The organism is Pseudomonas sp. B6001, from assembly GCF_013386015.1.
Lineage (GTDB): Bacteria > Pseudomonadota > Gammaproteobacteria > Pseudomonadales > Pseudomonadaceae > Aquipseudomonas.
In genome coordinates, this window is the sequence record NZ_JACAOX010000002.1 from 267,437 (window position 1) to 294,171 (window position 26,735).

Here is a 26,735-nt window from a genome sequence, read left to right on the forward strand (position 1 = left end):
TTCCACCTTTGGAATGCAGTCGAATGTGGGAGCGGGCTTGCTCGCGAAGAGGCCATCAGCAGCACCACAAATCGTCAGCTCTGACACTTCGGGCAAAACACACTCGCCCGCTGCCCCAGCATCACGTTGCGCAACTCAGTCCCACAGACCTTGCACGCCTCGCCACCACGGCCATAGACGAACAATTCCTGCTGGAAATACCCCGGCTGCCCGTCGCCGCCGATAAAGTCCCGCAACGTGGTGCCGCCGCGCTCGATGGCCGCCGCCAGGATGCGCTTGATCTCGATCGCCAGCTTCAGGTAACGCCCACGGGAAATGCCCTTGGCTTCCCGACGCGGATCAATCCCAGCGGCAAACAGCGCCTCCGTCGCGTAGATGTTGCCCACCCCCACCACCACCGCGTTGTCCATGATGAACGGCTTCACCGCCATCGAGCGTCCACGGGACAGCTGGAATAGCCGCTCGCCGTCGAACAGGTCGGTCAACGGCTCCGGCCCCAGGCGGATCAGCAGCTCGTGGTTCAGCGGGTCGAGGCTCCAGAGCATCGCGCCAAAGCGTCGCGGGTCGGTGTAGCGCAGGGCCAGGCCCGACTCAAGTTCTATATCCACATGCTCATGCTTGGCCGCCGGGCTGCCGGCTTCCACCAGGCGCAAATTGCCCGACATGCCCAAGTGGCTGATCAGCGTGCCGACCTCGGCATTGATCAACAAATACTTGGCCCGCCGCTCCACCAGCACGATGCGTTGCCCGGACAGCCGCACATCCAGGTCTTCCGGGATCGGCCAGCGCAGGCGCCGCTCACGCACCACCACACGGCTGACCCGCTGGCCTTCCAGGTGCGGCGCAATTCCGCGCCGGGTGGTTTCGACTTCCGGTAACTCGGGCATGTGTACCTCTTGGAAAAAGGGTTAGTGCGCGCCCAGCTCGCGGATCGACAACTTCAAGCTCTCGAAGTCGTAGTCCGACAGGCCGATATGGTCCAGCACCAGCGGGCCGATGGCGTTCCACTCATGGTCATCCACCTGGTTGCCCAGCACGCGGTACGACGCACAAATGTGCTCGGCCATCTTCAGGATCGCCAGCAGGTTTTTCAGCTGCGGCTTGTGGTTGGACTCGTCGCTGAAAATCGCCAGGGCATTGTGGTGGTTGGCGATGGCGTCGGTCACATGTTCCGGCAGGCGCCAGGATTTGGCGGTGTAGTAACCCACCACGGCATGGTTGGTGTTGAACGCCTGGTTCTCGGTGTCGACCACACGGCACTCCGGGCCGGCGTTGGCATAGGCCTCTTCCAGCACACTCATGTAGTTCGGGAAACGCTTGAGCATCAACGGCACGCCACAATCGTGGAACAGCCCCAATGCGTAGGCTTCATCGACCGCCTGGCTGCCGGTGCGCTTGGCCAGGGCCAGGCAGGTCATGGCCACGTCCTGGGCGGTGTCCCAGAAACGGTTGAGGGTGACGATGGTGTCGTCGCTCATCTCGCCCTTGATCGACTGCGCGTTGATCAGGTTGACGATGGAGCGGCTGCCCAGCAGGTTCACCGCGCGCTGTATCGAGACGATCTTGTTGCTCAGACCGTAATACGGCGAATTGACGATCTTCAGCAGCGAGCCGGAGAGGCCCGGGTCCTGGGCGATCAACCGGGCGATCACTTCCAGGTCCGGATCGGGCATGTACTGCTCCATCTGCAAATCCACCATGATTTGCGGTTGAGGCGGCACACTGATGCCTTGGAGGCTCTGTTGGATCTGTTCGGCGGATAGCTCTTGGGACATAGGGGGCACACTCTGGACTAGGCGGCGATTCTAACCTTTATGGCAACCAGGCTGACACCTCAAAAACCCGAACTGAAACCGGACCGAATGTGGGAGCGGGCTTGCCTGCGATGCAGACGGCTCGGTCTTTCAGATAACCGAGGTGATGCTATCGCAGGCAAGCCAGCTCCCACAGGGACATCACAACCCACATGTCCGGCGGCGCCGCCAAGTACTGCACAACACGGTATACTCCCGCTCTTTTTTCCGGAGCGACGTCATGTCCCTGCCAAGCCTGCGTCTCAAAGCCAACGCCGATCGTCGTTTGCGCAACGGCCACCTGTGGGTCTACAGCAACGAAATCGATGTGGCCGCCACACCTCTTCACGGCTTCCAGGTAGGCGACCAGGCGATCCTGGAAGCAGCCGGCGGCAAGCCCCTCGGCATCGTGGCCATGAGCCCGAACAACCTGATCTGCGCCCGCCTGCTGTCCCGCGACATCAAGTTGCCGCTGGACAAGTCGCTGCTGGTACACCGCATCAACGTCGCCCTGTCCCTGCGTGACCGCCTGTTCGACAAGCCGTTCTACCGCCTGGTGTACGGCGATTCCGACTTGTTGCCAGGCCTGGTGGTCGACCGTTTCGGCGACATCCTGGTGGTGCAGATCGCTTCGGCGACCATGGAAGCCCACAAGGAAGACGTGATTGCCGCACTGACCCAAGTGCTCAAGCCAAGCGGCATCCTGTTCAAGAACGACTCCGCCGCGCGTGATGCCGAAGGCCTCAACCGCTACGTCGAAACCGTGTTCGGCCTGGTGCCGGAGTGGGTGGCACTGGAAGAAAACGGCGTGAAGTTCGAAGCGCCGGTGATCCAGGGCCAGAAGACCGGCTGGTTCTACGACCACCGCATGAACCGCGCCCGCCTGGCTCCGTATGCCAAAGGCAAACGCGTACTCGACCTGTACAGCTACATCGGCGGCTGGGGCGTGCAAGCGGCCGCCTTCGGTGCCAGTGAAGTGTTCTGCGTCGACGCCTCCGCCTTCGCCCTCGACGGCGTGGAGCGCAACGCGGCACTGAACGGCGTTGCCGAGAAAATGACCTGCATCGAAGGCGACGTGTTCGAAGCCCTCAAAGAGCTGAAAGCCAGCGAAGAGCGTTTCGACGTGATCGTGGCCGACCCGCCTGCCTTCATCAAGCGCAAGAAAGACATGAAAAACGGCGAAGGCGCCTACCGCCGCCTGAACGAGCAAGCCATGCGCCTGCTCAGCAAGGACGGCATCCTGGTCAGCGCTTCGTGCTCGATGCACTTGCCGGAAGACGACCTGCAAAACATCCTGCTGACCAGCGCCCGTCACCTGGATCGCAACATCCAGATGCTGGAACGCGGCGGCCAGGGCCCGGACCACCCGGTGCACCCGGCGATTGCCGAGACCCGGTATATCAAGAGCATTACTTGCCGGTTGTTGCCGAATAGCTAAGTTATTCCCGCGATGCTGCCCGACTGGCTCCGGGCAGCATCAATTCACAAAGCCGCGCCTTCAAATAAAAGCAAACTTTTTAATTTCTTGTACAACGTCAAAAACCACATATAGCTTCATCGTTACAGCAAAAACATACTACAACGCCAGCAGAATCCTCCTACGCCTCCTGACTAGATAAATCTAAAACCAGCGCCTAGCCTAGTTTCTGTCACAATCATTTTGTGTGACAGCCATTTAACTTAATGAAATGGAGAGCTGATATGAAGGCAATCGTTCTTGAGTCAAAAGCACTGGCAGCATTCGCATTGATTGGAATGCCTAAATAAGTCGTTGATGACAAGCTGGGTTGTACGCCAACCCAGCCCTAAGAACGGGAAGAAAACAATGCACATAAATCCCAACTTATTTTTCTTAACCAAATCACAACATCTGATCATCTGGAACTACAAAACTCATGAGCAATTTGAATTAGATCGCGCGCACTCGCAGCGACTGCTAGAACTAATATACGACCTTTCGCTTTATAACCCTGAGTTTGAGATCGACTCGACGTTCACTCACCATGCAATTATTCAACAAGGTGCGCCAACGTTAGATAACCAGTGGGGGTGGGATGACTTGTCGAGGATATTCCACATCGGTACAAAAGACTTATCAGACGCTGATCAACCTACAGACAGCGTCAGTTGGGCAGCTCATTATTTGGCCCACTGCCAGGGCGTAATGCGCAAGAGTCCTCCTGACTCGAATCGGTTCGCCCATCTCCAATCAGAAGACTTTATCAGTCTGCCGCAACCCTCACCAAACGAATCTCTCAGAACATACCCGTTACTGCAACACACGTTAATTAAGCGAAAAACCTGCCGCACCTATTTAAACAAAAGCATTTCTTTAGAAGACCTGAGTACGCTGCTCTACCTGTCTCTAGGGCACTTAAAAGAACGCCTGCAAGACACCTCACATTTAACGCCCCCCTCTTTCCGCGCTAGACGAAGCAGCCCGTCAGGTGGTGGATTAAGCTCCAGCGAAGGTTATGTGTATGCGTACAACATAAGAGGCGTAAATCCCGGACTTTATTATTACCACCCGGAGTTACACGCACTCAGGCTGATTCGTCGAATACAAGAGCCTCTTGGAAACTACCTTAACGGCCAGCACTTCATCGACAATCTTCCGTTTGGTATTTTCATTACATCACGATTCGACAAACTGTGGTGGAAGTACCCACACTCCAGAGCCTACCGAGTTGCCCTGATAGAGGCCGGACACATCTCACAAACCGCTCAGCTCATTTCAACCGCCATGGGGCTTAATACTTGGATTTCCTCCGCTCTCAACGATACCAAGATCGAGAAAGCCCTTGGCATACAGGACCTTAAAGAGCAGTTGGTACTTTTCGTAGGCGCCGGTTACAGCGACGGTCAGGTTTTCAGCGATGAATTCGAAAAGCTTTTGAGGACTGATTGAGGCCTTGGCGATGCAGCCTTTTACAGCATGCCTTTGGAAGAGAATGGCTCCACCTTTATTGATTGAATTCTCGCCACCCAAGGCTAATATCGGTTTTTGGCACCCCACCGGAAATAAAAACAATGTCTGAGTCTTCCTGCTCGCCCTTACTCGGCAGCGAGATAAAACGCCACCAATTCTCACGCTTCATCCTCATCACTTGCATCTCACTTATCAGCTTCTTCCCGATCAACATCCTGCTGCCCTCCTTCCCCGCCTTGGCTGAAAGGTTCGATACACCCACCGCCGATGTGGCGCTGTCCATCAGCCTGTTCACCCTGGTTTTTTCGATTTCCCAACTGGTCGCCGGACCGCTGTCGGATAAATGGGGCCGCAAGGAAGTCCTGCTCGGTTGCATCACGCTGTCGATCCTGGGTGCGATAGGTTGCGCATTATCGACGGACTACCTGAGCTTCCTGCTGTTTCGCTCGGTCCAGGCCATGGGTTGCGGCTTCTTCGTACTGGGCCACGCGTTAGTGGAGGACCTGTTCGAAGAACAGGATCGCGCCCGTGTGCGCCTCTACTACATGACCCTGAGCGGCTCGTTCGTCGCCTTGTCACCGCTGATCGGCTCCTGGTTGCAAACCACCTTCGACTGGCAAGGTAGTTTCTATGGGTTCGCACTGATGGCGTCGGGCATGTTGATCCATGCGTTCTGCATACTGCCCTCCAAGTCCGCCAGCCCGCACCGCACGCAGGTGTCGATCATCGGCACGCTGAAAGATGTCGCAACCAATCGCGACTTCCTGCGTTACTGGTGGATCGCCGCGTTGGTGTTCGCCTGCTACTTCGCCTTGATCAGCGTGACACCGTTGATTTTCATGGACTCGCTGAAACTCTCCGAATACCAGTACGCACTGGTACTCATGGTGTATGGCGTGGCCTATCTGCTCGGTGGCTTGGCGGCGTCGTATCTTCAAAAACGCATCTCGCTGTCCCGGCAAATCAACATCGGCCTTGGATTGCTGCTTGTCGCAGGCGTGCTTCTGATGCTGATCGTCGGTCTTGGAGCTATCACCACCATCACCCTGCTGATCCCGATGCTGATCAGCGCCCTGGCCGTGACCCTGGTACGCCCCGCCGCGATTTCCGCGGCCATGTTGCTGTTCTCCAGCAGCGCCGGCACCGCCGCGTCGGCCGGCAACAGCATCATGTTCATCACCGCCGCCGTCAGCAGCGCCGCCCTCGCCCAAGCCGGGGCCAACCTGCTGATGACCATCGCCATCAGCTTCATCGTGTTCAGCGTTTGGGGCGTGGTGACGAACGCCCGGGTCGGTCGCTGACCATGAAACTTGCACACCCACACGTCTCGTAAGCGCTATCTACACGCTGGCGGCCATTCCCTCCGGCCGCCAGCGGTGTAGAATCGGACCTATTCATCGCCAGTCATCCCCCGGCGGGTTTATGAGCTCGAGGCCCAAGCAAGCGGCGATCCCGCGACGCGAGTGGCAACTTCCGGACACACGGCCATTTTTCGGGTGTTCCAGTCGTCAATTAGAAGCTCACTCCCCTTTAGTACTTGATTAGCCGCCCGGAGTGCTCCAATGCCTGATTACCGCTCGAAAACATCCACCCACGGCCGCAACATGGCCGGCGCCCGCGCACTGTGGCGCGCCACGGGGATGAAAGATGACGACTTCAAGAAGCCGATCATCGCGATTGCCAACTCGTTCACCCAGTTCGTACCCGGCCACGTCCACCTCAAGGACCTGGGCCAACTGGTCGCCCGCGAGATCGAACGCGCCGGCGGTGTAGCGAAAGAATTCAACACCATCGCCGTGGATGACGGCATCGCCATGGGCCATGACGGCATGCTGTATTCCCTGCCGAGCCGCGAGATCATCGCCGACTCCGTGGAATACATGGTCAACGCCCACTGCGCCGACGCCATCGTGTGCATCTCCAACTGCGACAAGATCACCCCCGGCATGCTGATGGCCGCCCTGCGCCTGAACATCCCGGTGATCTTCGTCTCCGGCGGCCCGATGGAAGCCGGCAAGACCAAGCTCGCCTCCCACGGCCTCGACCTGGTGGACGCCATGGTCATCGCCGCCGATTCCAGCGCTTCTGACGAGAAGGTCGCGGAATACGAGCGCAGCGCCTGCCCTACCTGCGGTTCGTGCTCCGGCATGTTCACCGCCAACTCGATGAACTGCCTGGTGGAAGCCCTGGGCCTGGCCTTGCCGGGCAACGGCTCGACACTGGCCACCCACAGCGACCGCGAGCAACTGTTCCTGCAGGCCGGCCGCACCATCGTCGAGCTGTGCAAGCGCTACTACACCGAGAACGATGAGTCGGTGTTGCCGCGCAACATCGCCAACTTCAAGGCGTTCGAAAACGCCATGACCCTGGACATCGCCATGGGCGGTTCCACCAACACCATCCTGCACTTGCTGGCCGCCGCGCAAGAAGCCGAGATCGACTTCGACCTGCGGGACATCGACCGCCTGTCGCGCCACGTGCCGCAACTGTGCAAAGTCGCGCCGAACATCCAGAAGTACCACATGGAAGACGTGCACCGCGCCGGCGGGATCTTCTCGATCCTCGGCTCCCTGGCCCGTGGCGGCCTGTTGCACACCGACCTGCCGACCGTGCACAGCAAATCCATCGCCGAAGGCATCGCCAAGTGGGACATCACCCAAACCACTGACGAAGCCGTGCATCACTTCTTCAAGGCCGGCCCGGCCGGCATCCCGACGCAGACCGCGTTCAGCCAGTCGACCCGTTGGGAAACCCTCGACGACGACCGTGAAAACGGCTGCATCCGCAGTGTCGAGCATGCCTATTCGAAAGAGGGCGGCCTGGCCGTGCTGTACGGCAACATCGCCCTCGATGGCTGCGTGGTGAAAACCGCCGGTGTCGACGAGTCGATCCACGTGTTCGAAGGCCGCGCCAAGATCTACGAAAGCCAGGACAGCTCGGTACGCGGCATCCTCGCTGACGAAGTGAAGGAAGGCGACATCGTCATCATCCGTTACGAAGGCCCGAAAGGCGGCCCGGGCATGCAAGAGATGCTGTACCCGACGTCGTACCTGAAATCCAAGGGCCTGGGCAAAGCCTGCGCCTTGCTGACCGACGGCCGTTTTTCCGGCGGGACCTCGGGCCTGTCCATCGGCCACGCTTCGCCGGAAGCTGCTGCGGGCGGCGCCATCGGCCTGGTGCAGGATGGCGACAAGGTGCTGATCGACATTCCGAACCGCTCGATCAACCTGTTGATCAGCGATGAAGAACTGGCGGCACGCCGGGTCGAGCAGGACAAGAAAGGCTGGAAGCCGGTGGAGAAGCGTCCGCGCAAAGTCACCACCGCCTTGAAGGCTTACGCCCTGCTGGCCACCAGTGCCGACAAGGGTGCTGTGCGTAACAAGGCGATGCTTGACGGTCTGTAAACCTCGCCCATAAAAATGCCCCGCCATGTGCGGGGCATTTTTTTGTCTGGAGATAATTCCCCAAACAAAGAAGATCAACTGTGGGAGCGGGCTTGCTCGCGAATTGCGGTGTGCCAGTTACTGAATAAGCTGGCTGATCCACCGCCTTCGCGAGCAAGCCCGCTCCCACATTTTTGACCGAGTCCAGCCGTACTTACTGAATCTCGTCCGGCTTGACGATCACCCAGTTTTTATCCGCCGTCACCGGCAACCCTTCCTTGGCCTGGGCCGCAGCGTGCTTGGCCATCATGCCGTTGAGCTGGGTCATGTATTTGTCTTTACGGTTGATCCACAGGTGGATGCCGCCCTTGGCCACGTCCACATCATGGAACAGCATGTAGCCGTCACTGGTTGGCGTGTCGCCACCGACGATCACCGGTTTTTTCCACTCGTCGATATAGGTCAGGATCGCTGCGTGCTTGCCGGCCATCCAGGTGGCCGGGGTCCACAGGTACGGGGTCAGTTCCAGGCCGAGGTTGGCCTTCTCGTCATACTTGCCGGCAGCAATCTGTTTGCGGGCGGTGGTCAGCTCGCCGGTCTTGCGGTCCTTGAGCAAGGTGGTCACGCCGATGACGTTCTCGGGTTTGACGTTGTAGCCGTACTTCGGATCGGCCGCGACCATGCGCACCAGTTCCTCGGACGCGGCGGTCATCACGTAGACCTCGATGCCGTTTTCCATCAGCTTGTTGAACAGCTCAGCCTGGCCGGTGAAGACCTTCGGCGGCTGCACTTCCATGTTCTTGACCACGTCACCGTCGTAATAGGTGACCGGCACCGGCTTGCCCGACGCCATCATCTCGTCGACGTAGCCCTTGAGTTCCTTGAGGGTGAAGCCGGAGAAAATCTGCGCGACCCACGGGTAGCAGACCATGTCGTCGACTTCGCAGAGGCGGTAGTAGTAGCTGAAGAGGCTTTCCTTGTGGTCGGCGGTGTCTTTGAACGGGATCAGCTTCAGGGAAGGGTCCATGGTGTCGCGGGTAATCAGGCCCTTGTTTTCCAGGTACGGCAGCAACGACTCTTCAAGGTCGTAGCGGTAACTGGTGTTGTCCATGTCGAACACCGCGAAGTTGCCCTTGTTGGCATTGGCAGCAATCATCGTGTCCAGTTGCTTGGCGGCAGCCGCCGGCCAGTGTTTCAACTCGGTGGCGGCAAAGGCCTGGCTCGCGAGGCCCAGGCACAGCGCGGCGGCAAACAGTTTCGGCGCTAGCTTCATGTGCGTTTTCTCCCTGAGTGAAAGACATCGACGCTAACAAATCTGTATGACAGTTATCGCCCGAGCGCGACCGCTTTCGTCGTGATCGCGCCAATGCCATACGCCTGCGCGTCATCCGCTTATTCCAAAAACGACAGTCACCATGCGATAACGTTATTAAATCAATATATTTCAAGCTGTTAGGCTTGCCGGTTCGCAATCGCAGGCTCCTGCGATTGGCTGCCTTCTCAACGGAGCTTCAATGAATCTGCCCCTGATTCTCAACTTACTGGTGTTCGTGGCCTTGCTGCTGGGCCTGGCACAAACCCGCCGAACCAACTGGAGCCTCGCCAAGAAGGTGTTGTTTGCGTTGGTACTCGGCGTGATCTTCGGTGTGGTGCTGCACGCGATCTACGGTGCCGGCAACCCGGTGCTCAAGGCCTCGATCGGCTGGTTCGACCTGGTCGGCAACGGTTACGTGCAGTTGCTGCAAATGATCGTGATCCCACTGGTGTTCGCCTCGATCCTCAGCGCCGTGGCCCGTCTGCATAACGCCTCGTCCCTGGGCAAGATCAGCTTCCTGACCATCGGCACGCTGCTGTTCACCACGGCAATCGCGGCGCTGATCGGTATCGGCCTGACCAACCTGTTCGGCCTCACCGCCGAAGGCCTGGTGGCCGGCACCCAGGAAATGGCGCGCCTGCAAGTGATCCAGAGTGATTACGCGGGCAAGGTCGCCGACCTGAATATCCCGCAACTGCTGCTGTCGTTCATCCCGCAGAACCCGTTCGCCGACCTGGCCCGGGCCAAGCCGACGTCGATCATCAGTGTGGTGATCTTCGCTGCATTCCTCGGGGTTGCCGCGCTGCAACTGCTCAAGGATGACGTGGAAAAAGGCCAGAAAGTCCTCAACGCCATCGACACCCTGCAAGCCTGGGTGATGCGCCTGGTGCGCCTGGTGATGAAACTGACCCCCTACGGCGTATTGGCGCTGATGACCAAAGTGGTCGCCAGCTCCAACCTGCAAGACATCATCAAGCTCGGCAGTTTTGTGGTGGTGTCGTACCTGGCCCTGGGCCTGATGTTTGTGGTGCATGGCCTGCTGCTGTCGCTGGCCGGGATCAACCCGCTGCGGTTCTTCCGCAAGGTCTGGCCGGTACTGACGTTTGCCTTCACCAGCCGCTCCAGCGCCGCGAGCATCCCGCTGAGCATTGAAGCGCAGACCCGTCGCTTGGGGATTCCGCAGTCCATCGCCGGCTTTGCCGCCTCGTTTGGCGCAACGATTGGCCAGAACGGTTGCGCGGGTCTTTACCCAGCGATGCTGGCGGTGATGGTTGCGCCGACCGTGGGTATCAACCCGCTGGACCCGCTGTGGATCGCAACACTGGTGGCGATTGTGACCTTGAGTTCGGCCGGTGTGGCGGGCGTGGGCGGCGGTGCGACGTTTGCCGCGCTGATCGTGCTGCCGGCGATGGGCTTGCCGGTGTCATTGGTGGCGCTGCTGATTTCGGTTGAGCCGCTGATCGACATGGGCCGTACGGCATTGAACGTGAACGGTTCGATGACGGCCGGGGCGATTACCAGCCAGATCATGCAGCAGACGGATAAAGAACTGCTCAATGCCGATGAGCATGCGGAATTGGCGCAGGCCTGACAGACCGCTATCGCAGGCAAGCCAGCTCCCACATTGAACCGGTTTTTTCAGTAATACTCGGTCAACTGTGGGAGCTGGCTTGCCTGCGATGCTCTTAGGCTTTTTCCCAAACTTCGAAGTTGTACGCCGGCTTGTCACCCTCAGCCGCATTCTCGACATTCGACACCAGCTTCCACTGGTTCAAATCAAACTCGGGAAACCACGCATCCCCGTCCGGGCTCAACGCCACCCGCGTCAAATACAGGCGATCCGCCTGCTCCAGCCCCTGGGCATACAACTGCGCGCCGCCGATCAGCATCAGCTCATCCACGCCCTGCGCCTTGGCCCATTCCTCAGCCCGCTCCACGGCCGCGTCCAGTGACGGAAAAACTTCCGCACCTTCCAGCGCCAAGTCGGTCTGACGGCTGACCACAATGTTCAACCGGCCCGGCAACGGTCGCCCCAGGGAATCCCAGGTCTTGCGCCCCATGATGATCGGCTTGCCCAGGGTGGTGGCCTTGAAATATTTGAAATCCCCCGGCAAATGCCAGGGCATGCTGTTGTCGACGCCGATCACACGGTTTTCACCGAGGGCTGCGATCAGGCTTAAAGGGAGAGTTTTTTTCATGGCGACGAGAATACCAGAGCCGCGCGCGGCATACCCCAACCGGCGTTCCAGCGGTTATGCTCCAGACTCACTGGCTCAACAGGACGGCGCGTGACAGCTCTGACCCCCCTGCAAACACTCTGGCTGACCGAGACCGTGCGCCTGCGCGAGGAACACGCGGGCGCCCTGGAAGACCAGGAAGCCAATCGCCTGGCCCGCAGCGCCGGCGGCGATTTGCCCACGCGCATTCAAAACCGCGCGCTGTGGCTGGCCGAACGCGATGGCCTGACCGCCGCCCTGACCCGCTGGCTGCAAGGTGCGCGCCTGGCGCTGATCCTGCTAGCGGCAGTCGCCATTATCAGCGGCGCCGGCCTGGCGTTTGCCGCGCTGGGCAACGGGTTGGCGCCGGTCAATGTGTTCTGGGCCCTGGGCAGCCTGCTGGGTTTGAACCTGATCCTGTTGTTGAGCTGGGCCCTGGGCCTGCTGTTTGCCGGCGAACACGGCGCCAGTCTTGGCCGCCTGTGGTTATGGCTCAGCGAAAAACTCGCCCGCGACGCCAAGGCCGCGCAACTGGCGCCCGCCCTGCTGCTGTTGCTGCAACGGCGCAAACTCAATCGCTGGGCCGTCGGTGTGCTGGTCAACAGCCTGTGGCTGCTGGCCCTGCTCAGCGCCCTGGTGATCCTGCTGACGCTGTTGGCCACCCGGCGCTACGGCTTTGTGTGGGAAACCACCATCCTGCGGGCCGACACCTTTGTCGCCGTGACCCAAACCCTTGGCGCCCTGCCCGCCTTGCTCGGCTTCAACGTGCCCACTGTCGAGATGATCCGCGCCAGTGGCGATGCCGCCCTGAATATCGAAAGCGCCCGCCAGGCCTGGGCCGCCTGGCTGGTGGGCGTGCTGCTGGTATACGGCATCCTGCCGCGGCTGATCCTCGCGCTGCTGTGCCTCTGGCGCTGGAAACGCGGGCGCGCCGCCCTGAGCCTCGACCTTAACCTGCCCGGCTACAGCCAACTGCGTGAACGGTTGATGCCCAGCAGCGAACGGCTTGGGGTCAATGATGCGGCGCCCGAACAATTGCACCACGTGACCGGCGGCGTCAGTGAACTGGAAAGCAACGGCGCCCTGCTGGTGGCCATCGAGCTGGACGACCAGCGCCCATGGCCGCCGAAGCTCCCGGCCAGTGTCAAGGACGCCGGCATCCTCGACAGCCGTGAATCCCGCAACAAGCTGCTGGAGCAACTCACCCGCTTCCCGCCCGCGCGCCTGGCCATCGCCTGCGACCCACGCCGCTCGCCGGATCGCGGCAGCCTTGCGCTGATTGCCGAACTGGCCCGCAGCGCCACCGCCACTCGGGTCTGGCTGCTGCAAGCGCCCGCCGGCCAAGCCCTGGATGCTGAGCGCCTGGGTGATTGGCATACAGCATTGCAACAGTTGGAGATCCCGTTCGCCGATTGCGCGCCGCTCACTTGGCTGGAGACCGGTCATGACTAAGCCCCTGAAACTTGCGGTGGTCGGCCACACCAACGTCGGCAAGACCTCGTTGCTGCGCACGCTCACGCGAGACGTCGGCTTTGGTGAAGTCTCCCATCGTCCCAGCACCACCCGGCATGTCGAAGGTGCGCGCTTGTCGGTGGACGGCGAGGCCTTGCTGGAACTGTACGACACGCCGGGCCTGGAAGATGCCATCGCCCTGCTCGATTACCTCGAACGCCTGGACCGCCCCGGCGAACGCCTCGACGGCCCGGCACGGCTGGCGCGTTTTCTGGAAGGCAGCGAGGCCCGGCAACGCTTCGAACAGGAAGCCAAGGTGCTGCGCCAACTGCTCACCTCCGACGCCGGGCTGTATGTGATAGACGCCCGGGAGCCGGTGCTGGCCAAGTACCGCGATGAGCTGCAAGTGCTGGCCAGCTGTGGCAAGCCGTTGCTGCCGGTGCTCAATTTTGTCAGCAGCGCCGACCACCGCGAGCCGGACTGGCGCGAAGCCCTCGCCCGCCTCGGCCTGCATGCGCTGGTGCGTTTTGACAGCGTGGCGCCGCCGGAAGACGGCGAGCGCCGCCTCTATGAAAGCCTCGCCCTGCTGCTGGAAAACTCCCGTGGGCAACTGGAACGGCTGATCCTTGATCAGGAAGCCCAGCGCCAGGCTCGCCAGCAAAGTGCAGCGCGGTTGATTGCCGAACTGCTGGTCGACTGCGCCGCCTGCCGCCGCAGCGTGGTCAGCGAAGCCGAGGTAGAACAGCAAGCCATCAGCGAACTGCGCAAAGCCGTGCGCCAGCGCGAACAGCGTTGCGTGGAGGCCTTGCTCAAGTTGTTCGGCTTCCGCCCGCAGGACGCCGCCGCCAGCGATTTACCGCTGCTGGACGGGCGCTGGGGCGATGACCTGTTCAACCCCGAGACCCTCAAGCAACTGGGCGTGCGGGTCGGTGGCGGTATCGCAGCCGGCGCGGCGGCCGGTGCAGGTGTGGATCTACTCGTAGGCGGCCTGACCCTCGGCGCCGCCGCCCTCGCCGGAGCCATCGCGGGAGGCGCGCTGCAAACTGCCCGCAGTTATGGCAGCCGCCTGCTGGGCAAGATCAAGGGCCAGCGCGAGCTGACCGTCGACGACAGCGTGCTGCGCCTGTTGGCCCTGCGCCAGCGGCAACTGCTCAAGGCCCTGAACCTGCGGGGGCATGCGGCGATCCACAGCATCAAGGTCGACACGCCACAGGACAAGACCTGGCGCGAAGGCAAATTGCCCGAAGCCCTGAACAAGGCCCGGGCTCATCCGCAATGGTCGTCCCTCAACCCGCACCCCAAATTGAGCCAGGCCGAACGCCAGGAACAGGTCGAAGCCCTGGCCCAGCGCCTGGACGAGACCTAAGCCGCCAACAACTGCCGGGCCTTGGATTTCAACACTTCAAGGTCCAGCACCGGCACATGCATTTCCTTGGCTTGTTCATCCCAGTGACGCATGCGCAGGCTGACGGCGCACAACGGGTCCTGCTCGAACGCCCGGGCTTCCTCGGCGGTCATCACGCCGCCCTGGTAACCCAGGGTGCGGCGGCTGGCCTCGCTCAACCGCGCATAGTAGTCCGGCTGGCTGAAGGTCAGGTAACGCTTGGCCTGCACGTGGTATTCCACCAGTTTAGCCAGCCGCTCGCTGAAGCCCGCCCGGCGCAGATAATCGGCGCCCAGCCGTTCATGGCTGACCACGCCATAACCGCCCATGTTCTCGCCACCTTGGCCGCAGATATGCCCGATATCGTGGAAGAACGCCGCCAGCACCACTTCATCATCGAAGCCTTCAGCCATGGCCAACTGCGCGGCCTGGGACATGTGTTCGATCTGCGAGACCGGCTCGCCAATGTAATCGGCGGTGCCGTGTTGTTCGTACAGGCCGAAGACCTCGGCGATTGCCTGCTCTGCTTTCATCACGCACTCCCCCACAGCTCAGTGATATTGCGCTCGGCCATCGCCGGCCCGACGCTCATGCCCACGCCGGTGTGCATCAACGCCGCGCTCACCCCCGGCGCCGCCCGCGTGAACGAGAACGGCCCCGGCCCACGGGAACCATAGACGCCCTGCCAGCGCTCCACGACCTGGATCTTGCAGCCCAGGGTATGTTCGGCCAGTTCGATCATCCAGTTGTCCACCTGTTCGGCGTTGAACGGTGAAGGATCGCTGCCGTAATGGTGGGAATCCCCGATGATCAGTTCACCATAGGGTGTCGGGCTGATCAGCAGGTGAATACCGTTTTCATGCAGGTGCGGTACATCCCGCAGAATTTCGGCCTGTACCGGCGCGGCTTCCGGCAAGTCGGCGAAGGCGCCGTAGTGCACGCAGCTGAGGCCGGTCAGCAGCGCGTGTTGCAGGTTCAACTCCACCACTGGCCGGGCGCGCAGCATTTGCAGGCGGCAGATTTGCGGGTTGAGCTCGGCAATCTGCTCGGCCAGCAGCGTCTGGTAGTCGTGACCGGAGCAGACAATGATCTGCTCGCCGTGAAAGGAACCGGTCGTGGTGTGTACCTGGCCGGGCTCGATGTCGCGGACCAGGGTAGAGAAATGAAACTCCACGCTCAGTTCGCGGCTGAGGTAGTTGATCAGCGCCGGGATAGCCTCGCGCGAATACAGTTGTTGATCATCCAGGCCGTGAAGCGCAGCGCGGTGATGGGCGAACCGGCCACCGTACAGCTCGTGCAGGGCGGCGCCTTGCAGCAACTTGACGCGATAACCGTGTTCTTGCGCGCGACCGGCGCAGAAGGCTTCAAGCAAGTGTTCTTCGGCTTCGGTGCGGGCGAACAAATAAGAGCCGTTGCGCTTGAGCTGGATGCCGGCGAGTTGCGCCCACTGGCCCCAGATTTCGCGGCTTTCCCGCGCCAGGTCGAGCATCGGCCCGGGCGGCTGGCCGGTGACCAGTGCCTGGCCGAAGTTGCGCACGGAAGCACCCAGCGGTGTGGCGCTACGCTCGAAGACCTTGACCTTGAGGCCGCGTTTGGCAGCGGCAAAGGCATGGGACAGGCCGAGGATGCCGGCGCCGATGATCAGCAGTTGTGTCATGAAGACCTCTCGTTCCCACGCTCCGCGTGGGAATGCATCCTGTGACGCTCCGCGTCACGACTACAAAAGCGGACGCAGAGCGTCCAGAGCAGCGTTCCCACGCAGAGCGTGGGAACGATCGGTGGTTATTGTTTTTCCGACTTGCCGTCATAGCGCTTGCGCCATTCGGTCAGGATGCTGTCGCGGTTTTTCGACGCCCAGGCAAAGTCATTCTTGATCAACCGCTGCTCGTAGTCTGCCGGCAATTCGGTCTGCGGCTTGGCGATGCCCGGCTGGGCCAGTACCGCGAAGTTTTCCTTGTACAGCTCCATCGCCGCGGGGCTGGCGGAGAAGTCGGCGAGTTTCTGTGCCGCGTCTGCGTGGGCAGTGCCCTTGATCACGGCAGTGGCTTCGATATCCCAGCCCAGGCCTTCTTTCGGCAGGATGATGTCCAGCGGTGCGCCCTGGCGCTTCAGCTGAACGGCCGGGTATTCGAAGGAAATGCCGATCGGGAATTCACCCGAGGCCGCCAGCTTGCAGGGTTTGGAACCGGAGTGAACGTACTGGCCGATGTTCTGGTGCAGGTCATCCATGTACTGCCAGCCCTGCTTCTCGCCGAAGGTCTGCAACCAGGCACTCACATCCAGGAAGCCCGTGCCGGACGAGGCCGGGTTGGGCATCACGATCTTGCCCTTGTATTCAGGCTTGGTCAGGTCCTGCCAGCTCACCGGCTTGCTCAGGCCCTGCTTTTCGGCTTCGACGGTGTTGAAGCAGATGGTCGCAGCCCACACGTCCATGCCGACCCAGGCCGGCGGGTTGGCGGCGTCGCGGTAGTTCGCACCGATCTTGCTCAAATCTGCCGGTGCGTAGTTTTGCAGCATGCCCTGCTGATCGAGAATCGCCAGGCTGGAAGCGGCCAGGCCCCAGACCACATCAGCCTGCGGGCGGGCTTTTTCGGCAAGCAGCTTGGCGGTGATGATGCCGGTGGAATCGCGCACCCATTTGATCTCGATGTCCGGGTTAACCTTTTCAAAGGCCTGTTTGTAGGTCTTCAATTGCTCGGCTTCGAGGGCCGTGTACACGGTCAACTCGGTCTTGGCGGCAAAGGCATTCAGGCTGAACGCAGTGAGCACAGCAGCGGCTAACGCCAGGGGCTTGAACATGGTGCAGTTCCTTTATGGGTGAATTATTGACCGGGCGCGGTTTGGCGCCAGGCCTGGGAGCGGCGCAACAAGCCGCGTGAGGCCCACGCCAGCAGCAAGGACACGCCCGCCGAGGTGAACAGGACCAGGGTCGACATGGCCGCCGCACCGCCGACGTTGCCGGCGTCGTCCATGTTCAGCACGGCGACGGCGGCGAGGATGGTGTCGGGGCTGTAGAGGAAGATCGCGGCGGAAACGGTGGTCATCGCCGAGACGAACAGGTAGCGCACGATGTCCAGCAGCGCCGGCAGGCAGATCGGCACGGTGACCCGCAGGTAATGGCGGTACAGCGGCGCCTTCAGCGACAGCGCGGCGGCTTCGAATTCCGCGTCCAGTTGGCGCAGGGCCGTGGTGGCGGTCATTTGGGCGGTGGTCAAATAGTGAGCAATGGTGCACACCACCAGCAACGTCATGGTGCCGTAGAGCACATGCAGCGGGTTGCCGTTGAGGTTGAAAAAGAACACGTAGCCCAGGCCGAGCACCAACCCCGGCACCGCCATCGGCACGAAGCTGAGCATGCGCAGCGCCAGGTTCAGGCCCTTCTGGCCCCTGGTCTTTTCCATCAGGTAGGCGCCGGTGAAGATCAGCACGCTGCCGATCAACGCGGTGCACAGGGCCATGGTGATGCTGTTGCGGTAGGCCAGCCAGCCGCCGCCGGCCGTGTCTTCGAACTGGTAGTGGGCCAGGGACAGCGACAGGTTGTAGGGCCAGAATTTCACCAGGGATGAGTAGACCGCCATGCCGAACACCAGCAGCAGGATCGCGCAGATCAGCAGGACGATGGCCAGGTAGCAGCCATCCCGCAGTTTCGACGGCGCCGGCTGGAACACCTGGGCGCGGCCGCTCATGGAGTCGCCATGGCGGCGGCGCAACCAGGCGTCGACACCGAAGCTGAACAGCGCCGGCAGCAGCAGGACCATGCCGATCAAGGCACCGCGGCCGAATTGCTGCTGGCCGACCACAGCTTTGTAGGCTTCCAGCGCCAGTACTTGATAGTCGCCACCGACTACCACGGGCACGCCAAAGTCAGTGATGGTCAGGGTGAACACCAGGCAAAACGCGGCAAACACGGCCTGGCGCGTCGCTGGCCAGGTGATGCTGCGAAACGCCCGGGCGGGACTCGCGCCCATGCTCGATGCGGCATCGAACAAACGTGCATCCGCCAGGGAAAGCGCCGACAACAGGATCATCAAGGCATGGGGAAAGGTGTAGATCACTTCGCCGAGGACGATGCCCCAGAAGCCATAGATGTTGTCCGACAGCAGCCCGCGCAACATGCCCTGGTTGCCGAACAGGTAGACCAGCGCAATCCCGGGCAACATCGACGGCGCCATCAACGGCAGCAACGACATGCCGCGCCAGATCGCCTTGCCGGGAATCAGCGTGCGTTGCAGCGCGTAGGCAAACAGGTAAGCCAGCGGTACGACGATGACCGCCACGCTGCCGGAAACCTTCAGGCTGTTACCCAGCAACCAGTGGAAGTTATCGCTGGTGACCAACTCCCGCGCCGCCACCAGGCCACCGCCCTGCCCGGCTTCACTGCTGAAGCCGCGCCAGAAGATCGCCAGCAGCGGCATCAGCACCGCGACGCCCAGCAGGCACAGCCAGAGCAGCTTGCCGCCGACTACAAAAATACGGTCGCCGAGTTCGGCACGGGAAACCTGACGAGCCACGTTATCGGGTATCGGCAGAGTCATATCGCGGGCCATCTCAGGCAAACACCTGCAGGCTGCGCGGGGGCAGCGCGACCCAGATGTCCTGGGCGCCAAGGCGCGGCATGGCTTCCGGGGCCAATTCGGCCAGCAGCGGATGGCCGGGCAGTTGGTCCAGCTCGAAGCTCATGCGGCAGCGGTTGCCGAGGAAAGTGATCTCGCGGACCTTGGCCGGGAACAGGTTTTCTTCATGCACTGGCGGGTTGACGCTGATGGCTTCCGGGCGGCAGAACAGACGGCCCGATTTCGCGACGCCTGCGTTGTCCGCCAGGCGCATATTCATGCCGCCAACCTGAGCGTGGCTGGCGCTGTTGCGACTGAACGGCAGCCAGTTGCCCTGGCCGACAAACTCGGCCACGAACGGTGTGGCCGGGCGGTCGTAGATTTCCTGGGGCGTGGCGTACTGCTCGACCTTGCCGTTGTTCATCACGGCAATGCGGTCGGCCATCAGCATGGCCTCGTCCTGGTTGTGGGTGACCATCAGGGTGGTGATGCCCAAGCGGCGCTGCAATTGGCGCAGCTCGGTGCACAGATGCTCGCGCACCCGGGCGTCGAGGGCCGACATGGGTTCGTCCAGCAGCAGCAAGGACGGCGCCGGCGCCAGGGCGCGAGCCAGTGCCACACGCTGTTGTTGCCCGCCGGAAAGTTGGCCGGGGTATTTCTTTTCGCTGCCCACCAAACCCACCAGTTCGAGCATCTGCCCGACACGCTTGCGCACTTCATCACGGCCACTGCCGGTGAGGCCGTAGCCGATGTTCGCTTCGACGGTGAGATTGGGAAACAGCGCGTAGGACTGGAACAGAATGCCGTAGTCCCGAGCCTGGGGTGCCAGTAGGGAAACATCGCGGTCGCCGAGGTACAACTCGCCGCTGTCCTGGCGCTCCAGGCCGGCGATGCAGCGTAGCAAGGTGGTCTTGCCGCAGCCCGACGGGCCCAGCAGGCACACCAGTTCGCCAGCGGCGACGTCCAGGGACACGTTATCCAGCGCGGTGAAGGCGCCGAAGCGTTTCTGTACACCGCGCACCTTCATTGGCGCGCCGGGATTAGTCATGGCTGTGTTCATGGAGGCACCTCATCAAACTGATGAAGGTCATCCTAGGCAGGCAATGCGTCCCTCTTGTGGCAGAAAGGCAAAACGTGGCGATAGTGGTATTGGTGGATTTGGGTTGTGCCAACAGATTGTTCCTACGCTCTGCGTGGGAATACATCCTGTGACGCTCCGCGTCACGACCTTAAGAGCGGACGCGGAGCGTCCAGGCCAGCATTCCCACGCAGAGCGTGGGAACGATCAGAGCGGCGACATTTCCTGCGCCAACCCCAGGAACGCCGCCGGCAACCGGGCGCCCTTTCGCTCTTTGAGGCAGTACAAATACTCGGGAATCTGCGGCGCATTTTCGATGGTCAGCACGCGCAATTGCGGGTCGTGGGGCACTTCCTGGCGGGCAATGATGCTGATGCCGATATTGCGCAGCACTGCCTCACGGATCGATTCCCGGCTGCCGATCTCCAGCAACGGCCCGTAACTCACGCCGGCGCCCTGCAACATCTCTTCGGTCAATCGACGGGTGGTCGACCCCGGCTCGCGCATCAGCAAGGTATGCCCGGCCAGCGCGGTCAGCGGTACATGTTCAAGTACCGCCAGCGGATGATTGCGATGCACCGCCAGCACCAGCGGGTCCATGCCCAGTACCCGCCGGATCAGGCGCGGGTCTTCAAGCAGTTGAGATGAGGCAGCGACGTCGACACGGTAGTCATCCAGCGCTTCCAGCACCTGCTGGGAGTTGCCGATCTCCACCGAAACCTCGACCTGTGGCAGCCGCTCGCGGAAGGTTTTGACCAGGTCGAGGATGTAATAAGGTGCCGTCGCGGCAATCCTCAAGGCCCCTTGTACCTGGCCACTGTTGCGCAGGAAAAACTCGATATCCGCTTCCTGCTGCAACAGCGCCTTGACCATCGGCAACAGCCGCGCACCTTCATCACTGACGGTCAGGCGGCGCCCGCCTCGGTAGAACAGCTCCACCGAGTACTGGCTTTCCAGGTGACGAATCTGGGTGGTCACGGTGGGCTGGCTCAGCCCGAGCTTTTTCGCCGCCTGGGTAATGCTGCCCAGGCGGGCGACCATGTAAAACGCCTTCAGCTCGGCACTCAGCACACCACCCTCTCATCGACTATTTGCGCAGCAGGCGCAGACCATTGAATACCACCAGCAGGCTCACGCCCATGTCGGCGAACACCGCCATCCACATGGTGGCCATCCCAAGGAAGGTCACCGCGAGGAAGATCGCCTTGATCACCAGGGCCAGGGCGATGTTCTGCTTGAGGATACTCGACGTTTGCCGCGACAGCCGAATGAATGCCGGAATCTTGCGCAGGTCGTCGTCCATCAGGGCCACGTCGGCGGTCTCGATGGCGGTGTCGGTACCCGCAGCAGCCATGGCAAACCCGATCTCGGAACGGGCCAGCGCCGGGGCGTCGTTGATGCCGTCGCCGACCATGCCGACCCGGTGGCCCTTGGCGTAGAGCGCTTCGATGGCTTGCAGTTTGTCGGTGGGCAACAAGTCGCCCTGGGCCTGGTCGATGCCCACCTGATCGGCGATCGCCTTGGCCGTGTGGGTGTTGTCGCCGGTCAGCATCAGGGTCTTGACGCCCAGCTCATGCAACTGCTGGATGGCTTCGCGGCTGGTGTCCTTCACGGTGTCGGCCACGGCGAACAGCGCCAGCGGGCCGGACTTGTCCAGCAACAGGACCACGGACTTGCCTTGTTTTTCCAGGGCGAAGAGCTTCTTCTCCAGGGCCGGCGAGCACAGGTTCAGCTCTTCCACCAGACGGTGGTTGCCCAGGTAGTAGACCTCGCCATTGATTTCACCCTTCACACCGCGACCGGTCAGGGCCTCGAAGTTATCCACCGTGTGAACGGCGAGATTCTTATCCACAGCCGCGTTGGCGATGGCCAGGGACACCGGGTGATCCGAACGCCCGGCCAGACTGGCGGCCAGGGCCGGCGCGCTGTCTTCCATGTTCGGGAACAGCGCCAGGTAATCGGTTTGCACCGGTTTGCCGTGGGTAATGGTGCCGGTCTTGTCGAGGGCCAGGTAGTCGAGTTTGTAGCCACCCTCCAGGTACACACCGCCCTTGATCAGGATGCCTTTGCGCGCCGCGGCGGCCAGGCCGCTGACGATGGTCACCGGGGTGGAAATCACCAGTGCACATGGGCACGCGACCACCAGCAGCACCAGCGCGCGGTAGACCCATTCAAACCATACGCCGCCCATGAACAGCGGCGGAATCAACGCCACACCCAGGGCAAAGATGAACACCGCCGGGGTGTAGACCTTGGCGAAGGTGTCGACAAAACGCTGGGTTGGCGCACGGGCGCCCTGGGCCTGTTCCACGGCGTGGATAATCCGCGCCAGGGTGGAGTTGTTGGCGGCTGCAGTGACTTTGTATTCCAGGGAGCCGGCCTGGTTGATGGTGCCGGCGAAGACTTTGTCGCCCACGGTCTTTTCGATCGGCAGGCTTTCACCGGTAATCGGCGCCTGGTCGATGGTGGACTGGCCGGAGGTGACTTCACCGTCCAGGCCAATGCGCTCACCGGGACGAACCCGCACGATAGCGCCCAGTTCAATGACTTTAACCTCCTGTTCAACCCAACTGCCATCTGCCTGACGGACCGTGGCCTGTTCCGGCGTCATCTGCATCAAGCCGCTGATGGCGTTACGTGCGCGGTCCAGGGACTTGGCCTCGATCAACTCGGCGACGGTAAACAGGAACATCACCATCGCCGCTTCCGGCCACTGGCCGATCAGGATCGCGCCGGTGACGGCGATGCTCATCAGGGCGTTGATGTTCAGGTTGAGGTTTTTCAGGGCGATCCAGCCCTTTTTGTAGGTGGTGAGGCCGCCGCTGAAGATCGAGATCAGCGCGACCAGGGCAATCACCCACGTCGGGGCTGCGTTGGTGAAGTGCAGCACTTCAGCACCCAGCGCGCCCACGCCGGACACAGCCAGCGGCCACCAGTGCTTCTTCGCCGGCGGCTCAGCCGGGGCGACGCCTTCTTCGATGGGGTCCGCCTGCATGCCCAGGGACTTGATGGCGTCGATGATCGGCGCGGTCGTCGGCAGGTCGTGAGTGACGCCGAGAATGCGGTTGATCAGGTTGAATTCCAGCTGCTGCACACCCGCAAGCTTGCCCAGTTTGTTCTGGATCAGCGTCTGCTCGGTGGGGCAGTCCATGGCTTCGATGCGGAAGGTGCTCAGCCGCGAGCCCGCTGTCGGGGCTTCGGTCAGCTTCACCAGCGCCGGCGCGGCCTTGCTGGAACAGCAGGAATCGCCATGGCTGCCATGGTCGTGCTTCTGCACAGGTTTCAGCTTGGGGCCGTGATCGTGCGCGTGGTCGTGATCATGGTCGTGCTTGTGCGGGGTGTGGATGGAATCGCTCATTCTGTCGCGTCCGTAAAGGTGCCTGTTGCCAAGTAAAGACCCTGTAGCCACTATAGGGTCAAGCATCCTTTTGGAGATTGCTGCGATGAAGATCGGCGAATTGGCAAAATTGACGGATTGCCAGGTGGAAACCATCCGTTATTACGAGAAAGAAGGCCTGCTGCCGCCGCCTGCGCGCAGTGACGGTAATTACCGGCTGTACACCCAGGCGCACACCGAACGGCTGGTGTTTATCCGCAACTGCCGCAGCCTGGACATGACCCTTGAGGAAATTCGCAGCCTGCTGGGCCTGCGTGACAGTCCTCAGGACCAGTGCGAAAGCGTGAATGCATTGATTGACGAGCACATCCACCACGTCAAGGCGCGGATCGACGGGCTGCTGGCGTTGCAGGAACAGTTGCTCGACCTGCGCCAGCGCTGTGGCGGCGGGCCGGATCTGGATCAGTGCGGGATTTTGCAGCGGCTGGAAGTCAGCGGGAGTGTCGCGGCCAGCGAGGCTGAGCCCTCACATGTGGGCAGAAGCCACGGGCATTGAATGTGTACACAAAAAAATGTGGGAGCGGGCTTGCTCGCGAAAGCGGAGTGTCAGCCACTGAATGTGTTTCTGATACACCGTATTCGCGAGCAAGCCCGCTCCCACATTTGGACCGAGATCGCTTTTAGATCGCTACATCGGCCTTGATGCTCGGATCAGCGTCATAGCCCACGATTTCAAAATCTTCGAATTTGTAATCGTAGATCGACGCGGGTTTGCGCTTGATCACCAGTTCCGGCAGCTTCTTCGGCGTGCGCGCCAGCTGGGTCTGGATCTGTTCCATATGGTTGCTGTAGGCATGGGTGTCGCCCGTGGTGACGATGATCTCGTGAGGGATCAGGTCGCACTGCTGGGCCAGCATATGGGTCAGTAGCGCCAGGGCCGCGGTGTTGTACGGCAGGCCGAGGAATACATCTGAGCTGCGGATGTACAACTGCATCGACAGATGACCGTCATGCACAAACGCCTGGTACAGCAGGTGGCAAGGTGGCAGCGCTTGCTTGCCGTCCCGGGCGTTCTGCTGCGGGCTTTTGGTCTCGTCCGGCAGGTACTCGACGTTCCAGCCGTGAAACAGGATGCGGCGGCTGTTGGGGTTGGTCTTCAGCGTCTCGACCATGTAGTCGATCTGGTTGATCTTGCCGCCGTCCTTGGTGGGCCAGGCGGTCCACTGCTCGCCGTACACCGGGCCCAGGTCACCGTCTTCGGTGGCCCATTCGTCCCAGATCTTTACGCCATTCTCGTTCAGCCACTTGATGTTGGTGTTGCCACTCAACATCCAGATCAATTCGTTGGCGATGCTTTTGAAGTGAAGCTTCTTGGTGGTCAGCAGCGGGAAGCCGTCGGCCAAGCTATGCCGAAACTGACGGGCAAACACGGCCTTGGTGCCGGTGCCGGTGCGGTCGCCCTTGGTCAGGCCATTGGTCACGACATCGTTCAGTAGTTCGAGATATTGCTTCATGTGTATACCTGTATCGTTGAAGCCGGGACCCTCGGGCCCCGGCGTTCGAATTTAAAGCACGGTGTTCTTGATGCCTTGCGGGCGATTGTAAGCCCACCACAGCAGGCCCAGGCCGGCGATGATCATCGGCAGGCTGAGAATCTGACCCATGGTCACCCAGCCCCACGCCAGGTAGCCCAGTTGCGCATCCGGCACCCGTACGAACTCGACGATAAAGCGGAAGATCCCGTAGAACAACGCGAACATCCCCGAAACGGCCATGGTTGGGCGTGGCTTGCGCGAGAAGATGTAGAGGATCAGGAACAGCGCCACGCCTTCCAGGGCGAACTGGTACAGCTGCGAGGGGTGGCGCGGCAATTGCGCCGGGTCGCTGAACGGCGGGAACACCATGGCCCACGGCACGTCAGTCGGCTTGCCCCACAGTTCGGCGTTGATGAAGTTACCGATGCGCCCGGCACCCAGGCCAATCGGCACGAACGGTGCGACGAAGTCCATCAACTGGAAGAACGACTTGCCGTTACGCCGGCCAAACCACCAGGCGGCGATCATCACCCCCACAAACCCGCCGTGGAACGCCATGCCGCCCTTCCACACCTCGAAGATCAGCGTCGGGTTGGCGATGTAGGCTGGCAGGTCGTAGAACAGCACATAACCCAGGCGTCCGCCGACGATGACCCCCATCGACATCCAGAACACCATGTCGGAGAGCTTCTCCTTGGTCCAGGTCGGGTCGAAACGGTTCAGGCGCCGGGAAGCCAGCAGCCAGGCACCGCCGATGCCGATCAGGTACATCAACCCGTACCAGTGGATTTGCAGCGGACCGATGGCCACGGCCACCGGGTTGATCTGCGGGTAAGGCAGCATTGCGACTCCTCGTTAAATCAATAGTCATGGCGCATCGGACCATGCCGGTGCGCGATTAAGCCTGCGTTACAGCAAAAAATTCAGCCCTACGCAAAACAGCAGCCCGGCAAACAGCCGCTTGAGCAAGCGCGGCGACAGCCGGTGCGCCAGGCGCGCGCCAAAACGGGCCGCCACCATGCTGGTCAGGGCGATGCCCAGCAGCGCCGGCAAGTACACAAAGCCGAGACTATGATCGGGCAGCAGCGGATCATGCCAGCCCAGAATCATGAAACTTAACGCACTGGCCAGGGCGATCGGCAAGCCGCAGGCCGACGAAGTGGCCACTGCCTGCTGCATCGGCACGCTGCGCCAGGTCAGGAACGGCACGGTCAACGAACCGCCGCCGGTGCCGAAAATTGCCGACGACCAGCCGATCACGCCACCCGCCAGGGTCAGGCCAAGCTTGCCCGGCACCTGGCGGCTGGCCTTGGGCTTGAGCTCCAGAGTCATTTGCACGGCGATCACCAGGGCGAACACACCGATGATCTTCTGTAGATGCGGCCCGGAGATCGCCTCGGCGGTCAGCGCGCCAACGCCCGCGCCCAGCAGGATACCCACGGCCATCCATACGAAGATCGGCCAGCGCACGGCGCCGCGCCGATGATGCTCACGCACCGCATTCACCGACGTGAAGATAATAGACGCCAGGGACGTGCCGACAGCGAGGTGGGTCAGCACCGCGGGATCGAAGCCCTGCAAGGTGAAGCTGAACACCAGCACCGGCACAATAATGATGCCGCCGCCCACGCCGAACAGCCCGGCGAGCATGCCCGCGCAGGATCCCAGCAGCAAATACAGCAGAAATTCCATGGGAGCCCCCGAAAACAGACCGGCATGTTAACGGATGCAAAGCACAGGGTTCTATGGGTAGAGTGGGC

Annotated in this window: 22 protein-coding genes; 8 read left to right on the top strand and 14 right to left on the bottom strand. The window is 61.4% G+C overall.

The window, feature by feature from the left end:
* Positions 1 to 74: 74 nt before the first annotated feature.
* Together mutM and HX821_RS03575 are read right to left on the bottom strand one after the other, a co-directional pair.
* Complete coding sequence (gene mutM / locus HX821_RS03570) at positions 75 to 887, bottom strand: bifunctional DNA-formamidopyrimidine glycosylase/DNA-(apurinic or apyrimidinic site) lyase (RefSeq protein ID WP_008438968.1); 813 nt, start codon at positions 885 to 887, stop codon at positions 75 to 77.
* Positions 888 to 908: 21 nt separating this feature from the next.
* The gene (locus HX821_RS03575) at positions 909 to 1,721 is read right to left on the bottom strand and encodes an HDOD domain-containing protein (RefSeq protein ID WP_173882995.1); all 813 of its coding nucleotides are present in this window, start codon (positions 1,719 to 1,721) and stop codon (positions 909 to 911) included.
* Positions 1,722 to 2,034: 313 nt separating this feature from the next.
* Here HX821_RS03575 and HX821_RS03580 point away from each other — a divergent pair, with 313 nt between their 5' ends.
* From HX821_RS03580 to ilvD, 4 genes are all read left to right on the top strand, one after another.
* Positions 2,035 to 3,231, top strand: a complete 1,197-nt coding sequence (locus tag HX821_RS03580) for a class I SAM-dependent rRNA methyltransferase (RefSeq protein WP_177035303.1) — start codon at positions 2,035 to 2,037, stop codon at positions 3,229 to 3,231.
* Positions 3,232 to 3,618: 387 nt separating this feature from the next.
* The gene (locus tag HX821_RS03585; RefSeq protein WP_177035304.1) at positions 3,619 to 4,701 is read left to right on the top strand and encodes a SagB/ThcOx family dehydrogenase; all 1,083 of its coding nucleotides are present in this window, start codon (positions 3,619 to 3,621) and stop codon (positions 4,699 to 4,701) included.
* A 122-nt stretch (positions 4,702 to 4,823) separates the two neighbouring features.
* Positions 4,824 to 6,023, top strand: coding sequence for an MFS transporter (locus HX821_RS03590; protein WP_177022339.1), 1,200 nt, complete (start codon positions 4,824 to 4,826; stop codon positions 6,021 to 6,023).
* 261 nt (positions 6,024 to 6,284) lie between these two features.
* Positions 6,285 to 8,126: a dihydroxy-acid dehydratase gene (ilvD, locus tag HX821_RS03595; protein ID WP_003213802.1), complete on the top strand. Its 1,842-nt coding sequence runs from the start codon at positions 6,285 to 6,287 to the stop codon at positions 8,124 to 8,126.
* Positions 8,127 to 8,319: 193 nt separating this feature from the next.
* Here the strand turns inward: ilvD and HX821_RS03600 are convergent, their stop codons facing one another.
* A complete protein-coding gene (locus HX821_RS03600; RefSeq protein WP_256344258.1) occupies positions 8,320 to 9,378 on the bottom strand; it encodes a haloacid dehalogenase-like hydrolase in 1,059 nt (352 codons plus the stop codon).
* Between the two features lie 241 nt (positions 9,379 to 9,619).
* Between HX821_RS03600 and HX821_RS03605 the strand changes: the two genes are divergently transcribed.
* Positions 9,620 to 11,011: an L-cystine transporter gene (locus HX821_RS03605; RefSeq protein WP_003213804.1), complete on the top strand. Its 1,392-nt coding sequence runs from the start codon at positions 9,620 to 9,622 to the stop codon at positions 11,009 to 11,011.
* Between the two features lie 94 nt (positions 11,012 to 11,105).
* Here the strand turns inward: HX821_RS03605 and HX821_RS03610 are convergent, their stop codons facing one another.
* Positions 11,106 to 11,618, bottom strand: a complete 513-nt coding sequence (locus tag HX821_RS03610; protein ID WP_008438965.1) for a dihydrofolate reductase — start codon at positions 11,616 to 11,618, stop codon at positions 11,106 to 11,108.
* 90 nt (positions 11,619 to 11,708) lie between these two features.
* Here HX821_RS03610 and HX821_RS03615 point away from each other — a divergent pair, with 90 nt between their 5' ends.
* Together HX821_RS03615 and HX821_RS03620 are read left to right on the top strand one after the other, a co-directional pair.
* Positions 11,709 to 13,088 (top strand): DUF2868 domain-containing protein, encoded by a 1,380-nt coding sequence (locus HX821_RS03615; protein WP_134327480.1) that lies wholly within the window; start codon positions 11,709 to 11,711, stop codon positions 13,086 to 13,088.
* A complete protein-coding gene (locus HX821_RS03620; protein WP_177035305.1) occupies positions 13,081 to 14,454 on the top strand; it encodes a DUF3482 domain-containing protein in 1,374 nt (457 codons plus the stop codon). Before HX821_RS03615 ends, HX821_RS03620 begins: the two co-directional genes overlap by 8 nt.
* Here HX821_RS03620 and HX821_RS03625 read toward each other — a convergent pair.
* The 7 genes from HX821_RS03625 to HX821_RS03655 all read right to left on the bottom strand — a co-directional run bounded on the left by HX821_RS03625 (position 14,451) and on the right by HX821_RS03655 (position 23,461).
* Complete coding sequence (locus tag HX821_RS03625) at positions 14,451 to 15,005, bottom strand: phosphonate degradation HD-domain oxygenase (protein ID WP_102604113.1); 555 nt, start codon at positions 15,003 to 15,005, stop codon at positions 14,451 to 14,453. The two genes, HX821_RS03620 and HX821_RS03625, sit on opposite strands and share 4 nt — an antisense overlap.
* Complete coding sequence (locus HX821_RS03630; RefSeq protein WP_177035306.1) at positions 15,005 to 16,129, bottom strand: TIGR03364 family FAD-dependent oxidoreductase; 1,125 nt, start codon at positions 16,127 to 16,129, stop codon at positions 15,005 to 15,007. The genes HX821_RS03625 and HX821_RS03630 overlap by 1 nt, the downstream gene beginning before the upstream one ends.
* A 125-nt stretch (positions 16,130 to 16,254) precedes the next feature.
* Positions 16,255 to 17,271: a putative 2-aminoethylphosphonate ABC transporter substrate-binding protein gene (locus HX821_RS03635; protein WP_003213811.1), complete on the bottom strand. Its 1,017-nt coding sequence runs from the start codon at positions 17,269 to 17,271 to the stop codon at positions 16,255 to 16,257.
* Between the two features lie 23 nt (positions 17,272 to 17,294).
* Positions 17,295 to 19,019: a putative 2-aminoethylphosphonate ABC transporter permease subunit gene (locus HX821_RS03640; protein ID WP_177035307.1), complete on the bottom strand. Its 1,725-nt coding sequence runs from the start codon at positions 19,017 to 19,019 to the stop codon at positions 17,295 to 17,297.
* A gap of 1 nt (position 19,020) precedes the next feature.
* On the bottom strand, positions 19,021 to 20,085 hold the full coding sequence (locus HX821_RS03645) for a putative 2-aminoethylphosphonate ABC transporter ATP-binding protein (RefSeq protein WP_023659299.1): 1,065 nt from the start codon (positions 20,083 to 20,085) through the stop codon (positions 19,021 to 19,023).
* A 225-nt stretch (positions 20,086 to 20,310) separates the two neighbouring features.
* Positions 20,311 to 21,174 (bottom strand): LysR family transcriptional regulator, encoded by an 864-nt coding sequence (locus HX821_RS03650; RefSeq protein WP_008438952.1) that lies wholly within the window; start codon positions 21,172 to 21,174, stop codon positions 20,311 to 20,313.
* 16 nt (positions 21,175 to 21,190) lie between these two features.
* On the bottom strand, positions 21,191 to 23,461 hold the full coding sequence (locus HX821_RS03655) for a heavy metal translocating P-type ATPase (RefSeq protein ID WP_177035308.1): 2,271 nt from the start codon (positions 23,459 to 23,461) through the stop codon (positions 21,191 to 21,193).
* Positions 23,462 to 23,546: 85 nt separating this feature from the next.
* On the opposite strand from HX821_RS03655, the gene cadR reads away from it, so the two are divergent.
* Positions 23,547 to 23,996, top strand: coding sequence for a Cd(II)/Pb(II)-responsive transcriptional regulator (cadR, locus tag HX821_RS03660; RefSeq protein WP_017476559.1), 450 nt, complete (start codon positions 23,547 to 23,549; stop codon positions 23,994 to 23,996).
* Between the two features lie 124 nt (positions 23,997 to 24,120).
* Here cadR and HX821_RS03665 read toward each other — a convergent pair whose 3' ends face one another.
* From HX821_RS03665 to HX821_RS03675, 3 genes are all read right to left on the bottom strand, one after another.
* Complete coding sequence (locus tag HX821_RS03665) at positions 24,121 to 24,954, bottom strand: thymidylate synthase (protein WP_008438950.1); 834 nt, start codon at positions 24,952 to 24,954, stop codon at positions 24,121 to 24,123.
* A 51-nt stretch (positions 24,955 to 25,005) separates the two neighbouring features.
* Positions 25,006 to 25,818 (bottom strand): prolipoprotein diacylglyceryl transferase, encoded by an 813-nt coding sequence (gene lgt, locus HX821_RS03670; protein WP_177035309.1) that lies wholly within the window; start codon positions 25,816 to 25,818, stop codon positions 25,006 to 25,008.
* A gap of 66 nt (positions 25,819 to 25,884) precedes the next feature.
* Positions 25,885 to 26,667, bottom strand: a complete 783-nt coding sequence (locus tag HX821_RS03675; RefSeq protein ID WP_003213825.1) for a sulfite exporter TauE/SafE family protein — start codon at positions 26,665 to 26,667, stop codon at positions 25,885 to 25,887.
* Positions 26,668 to 26,735: the final 68 nt, after the last annotated feature.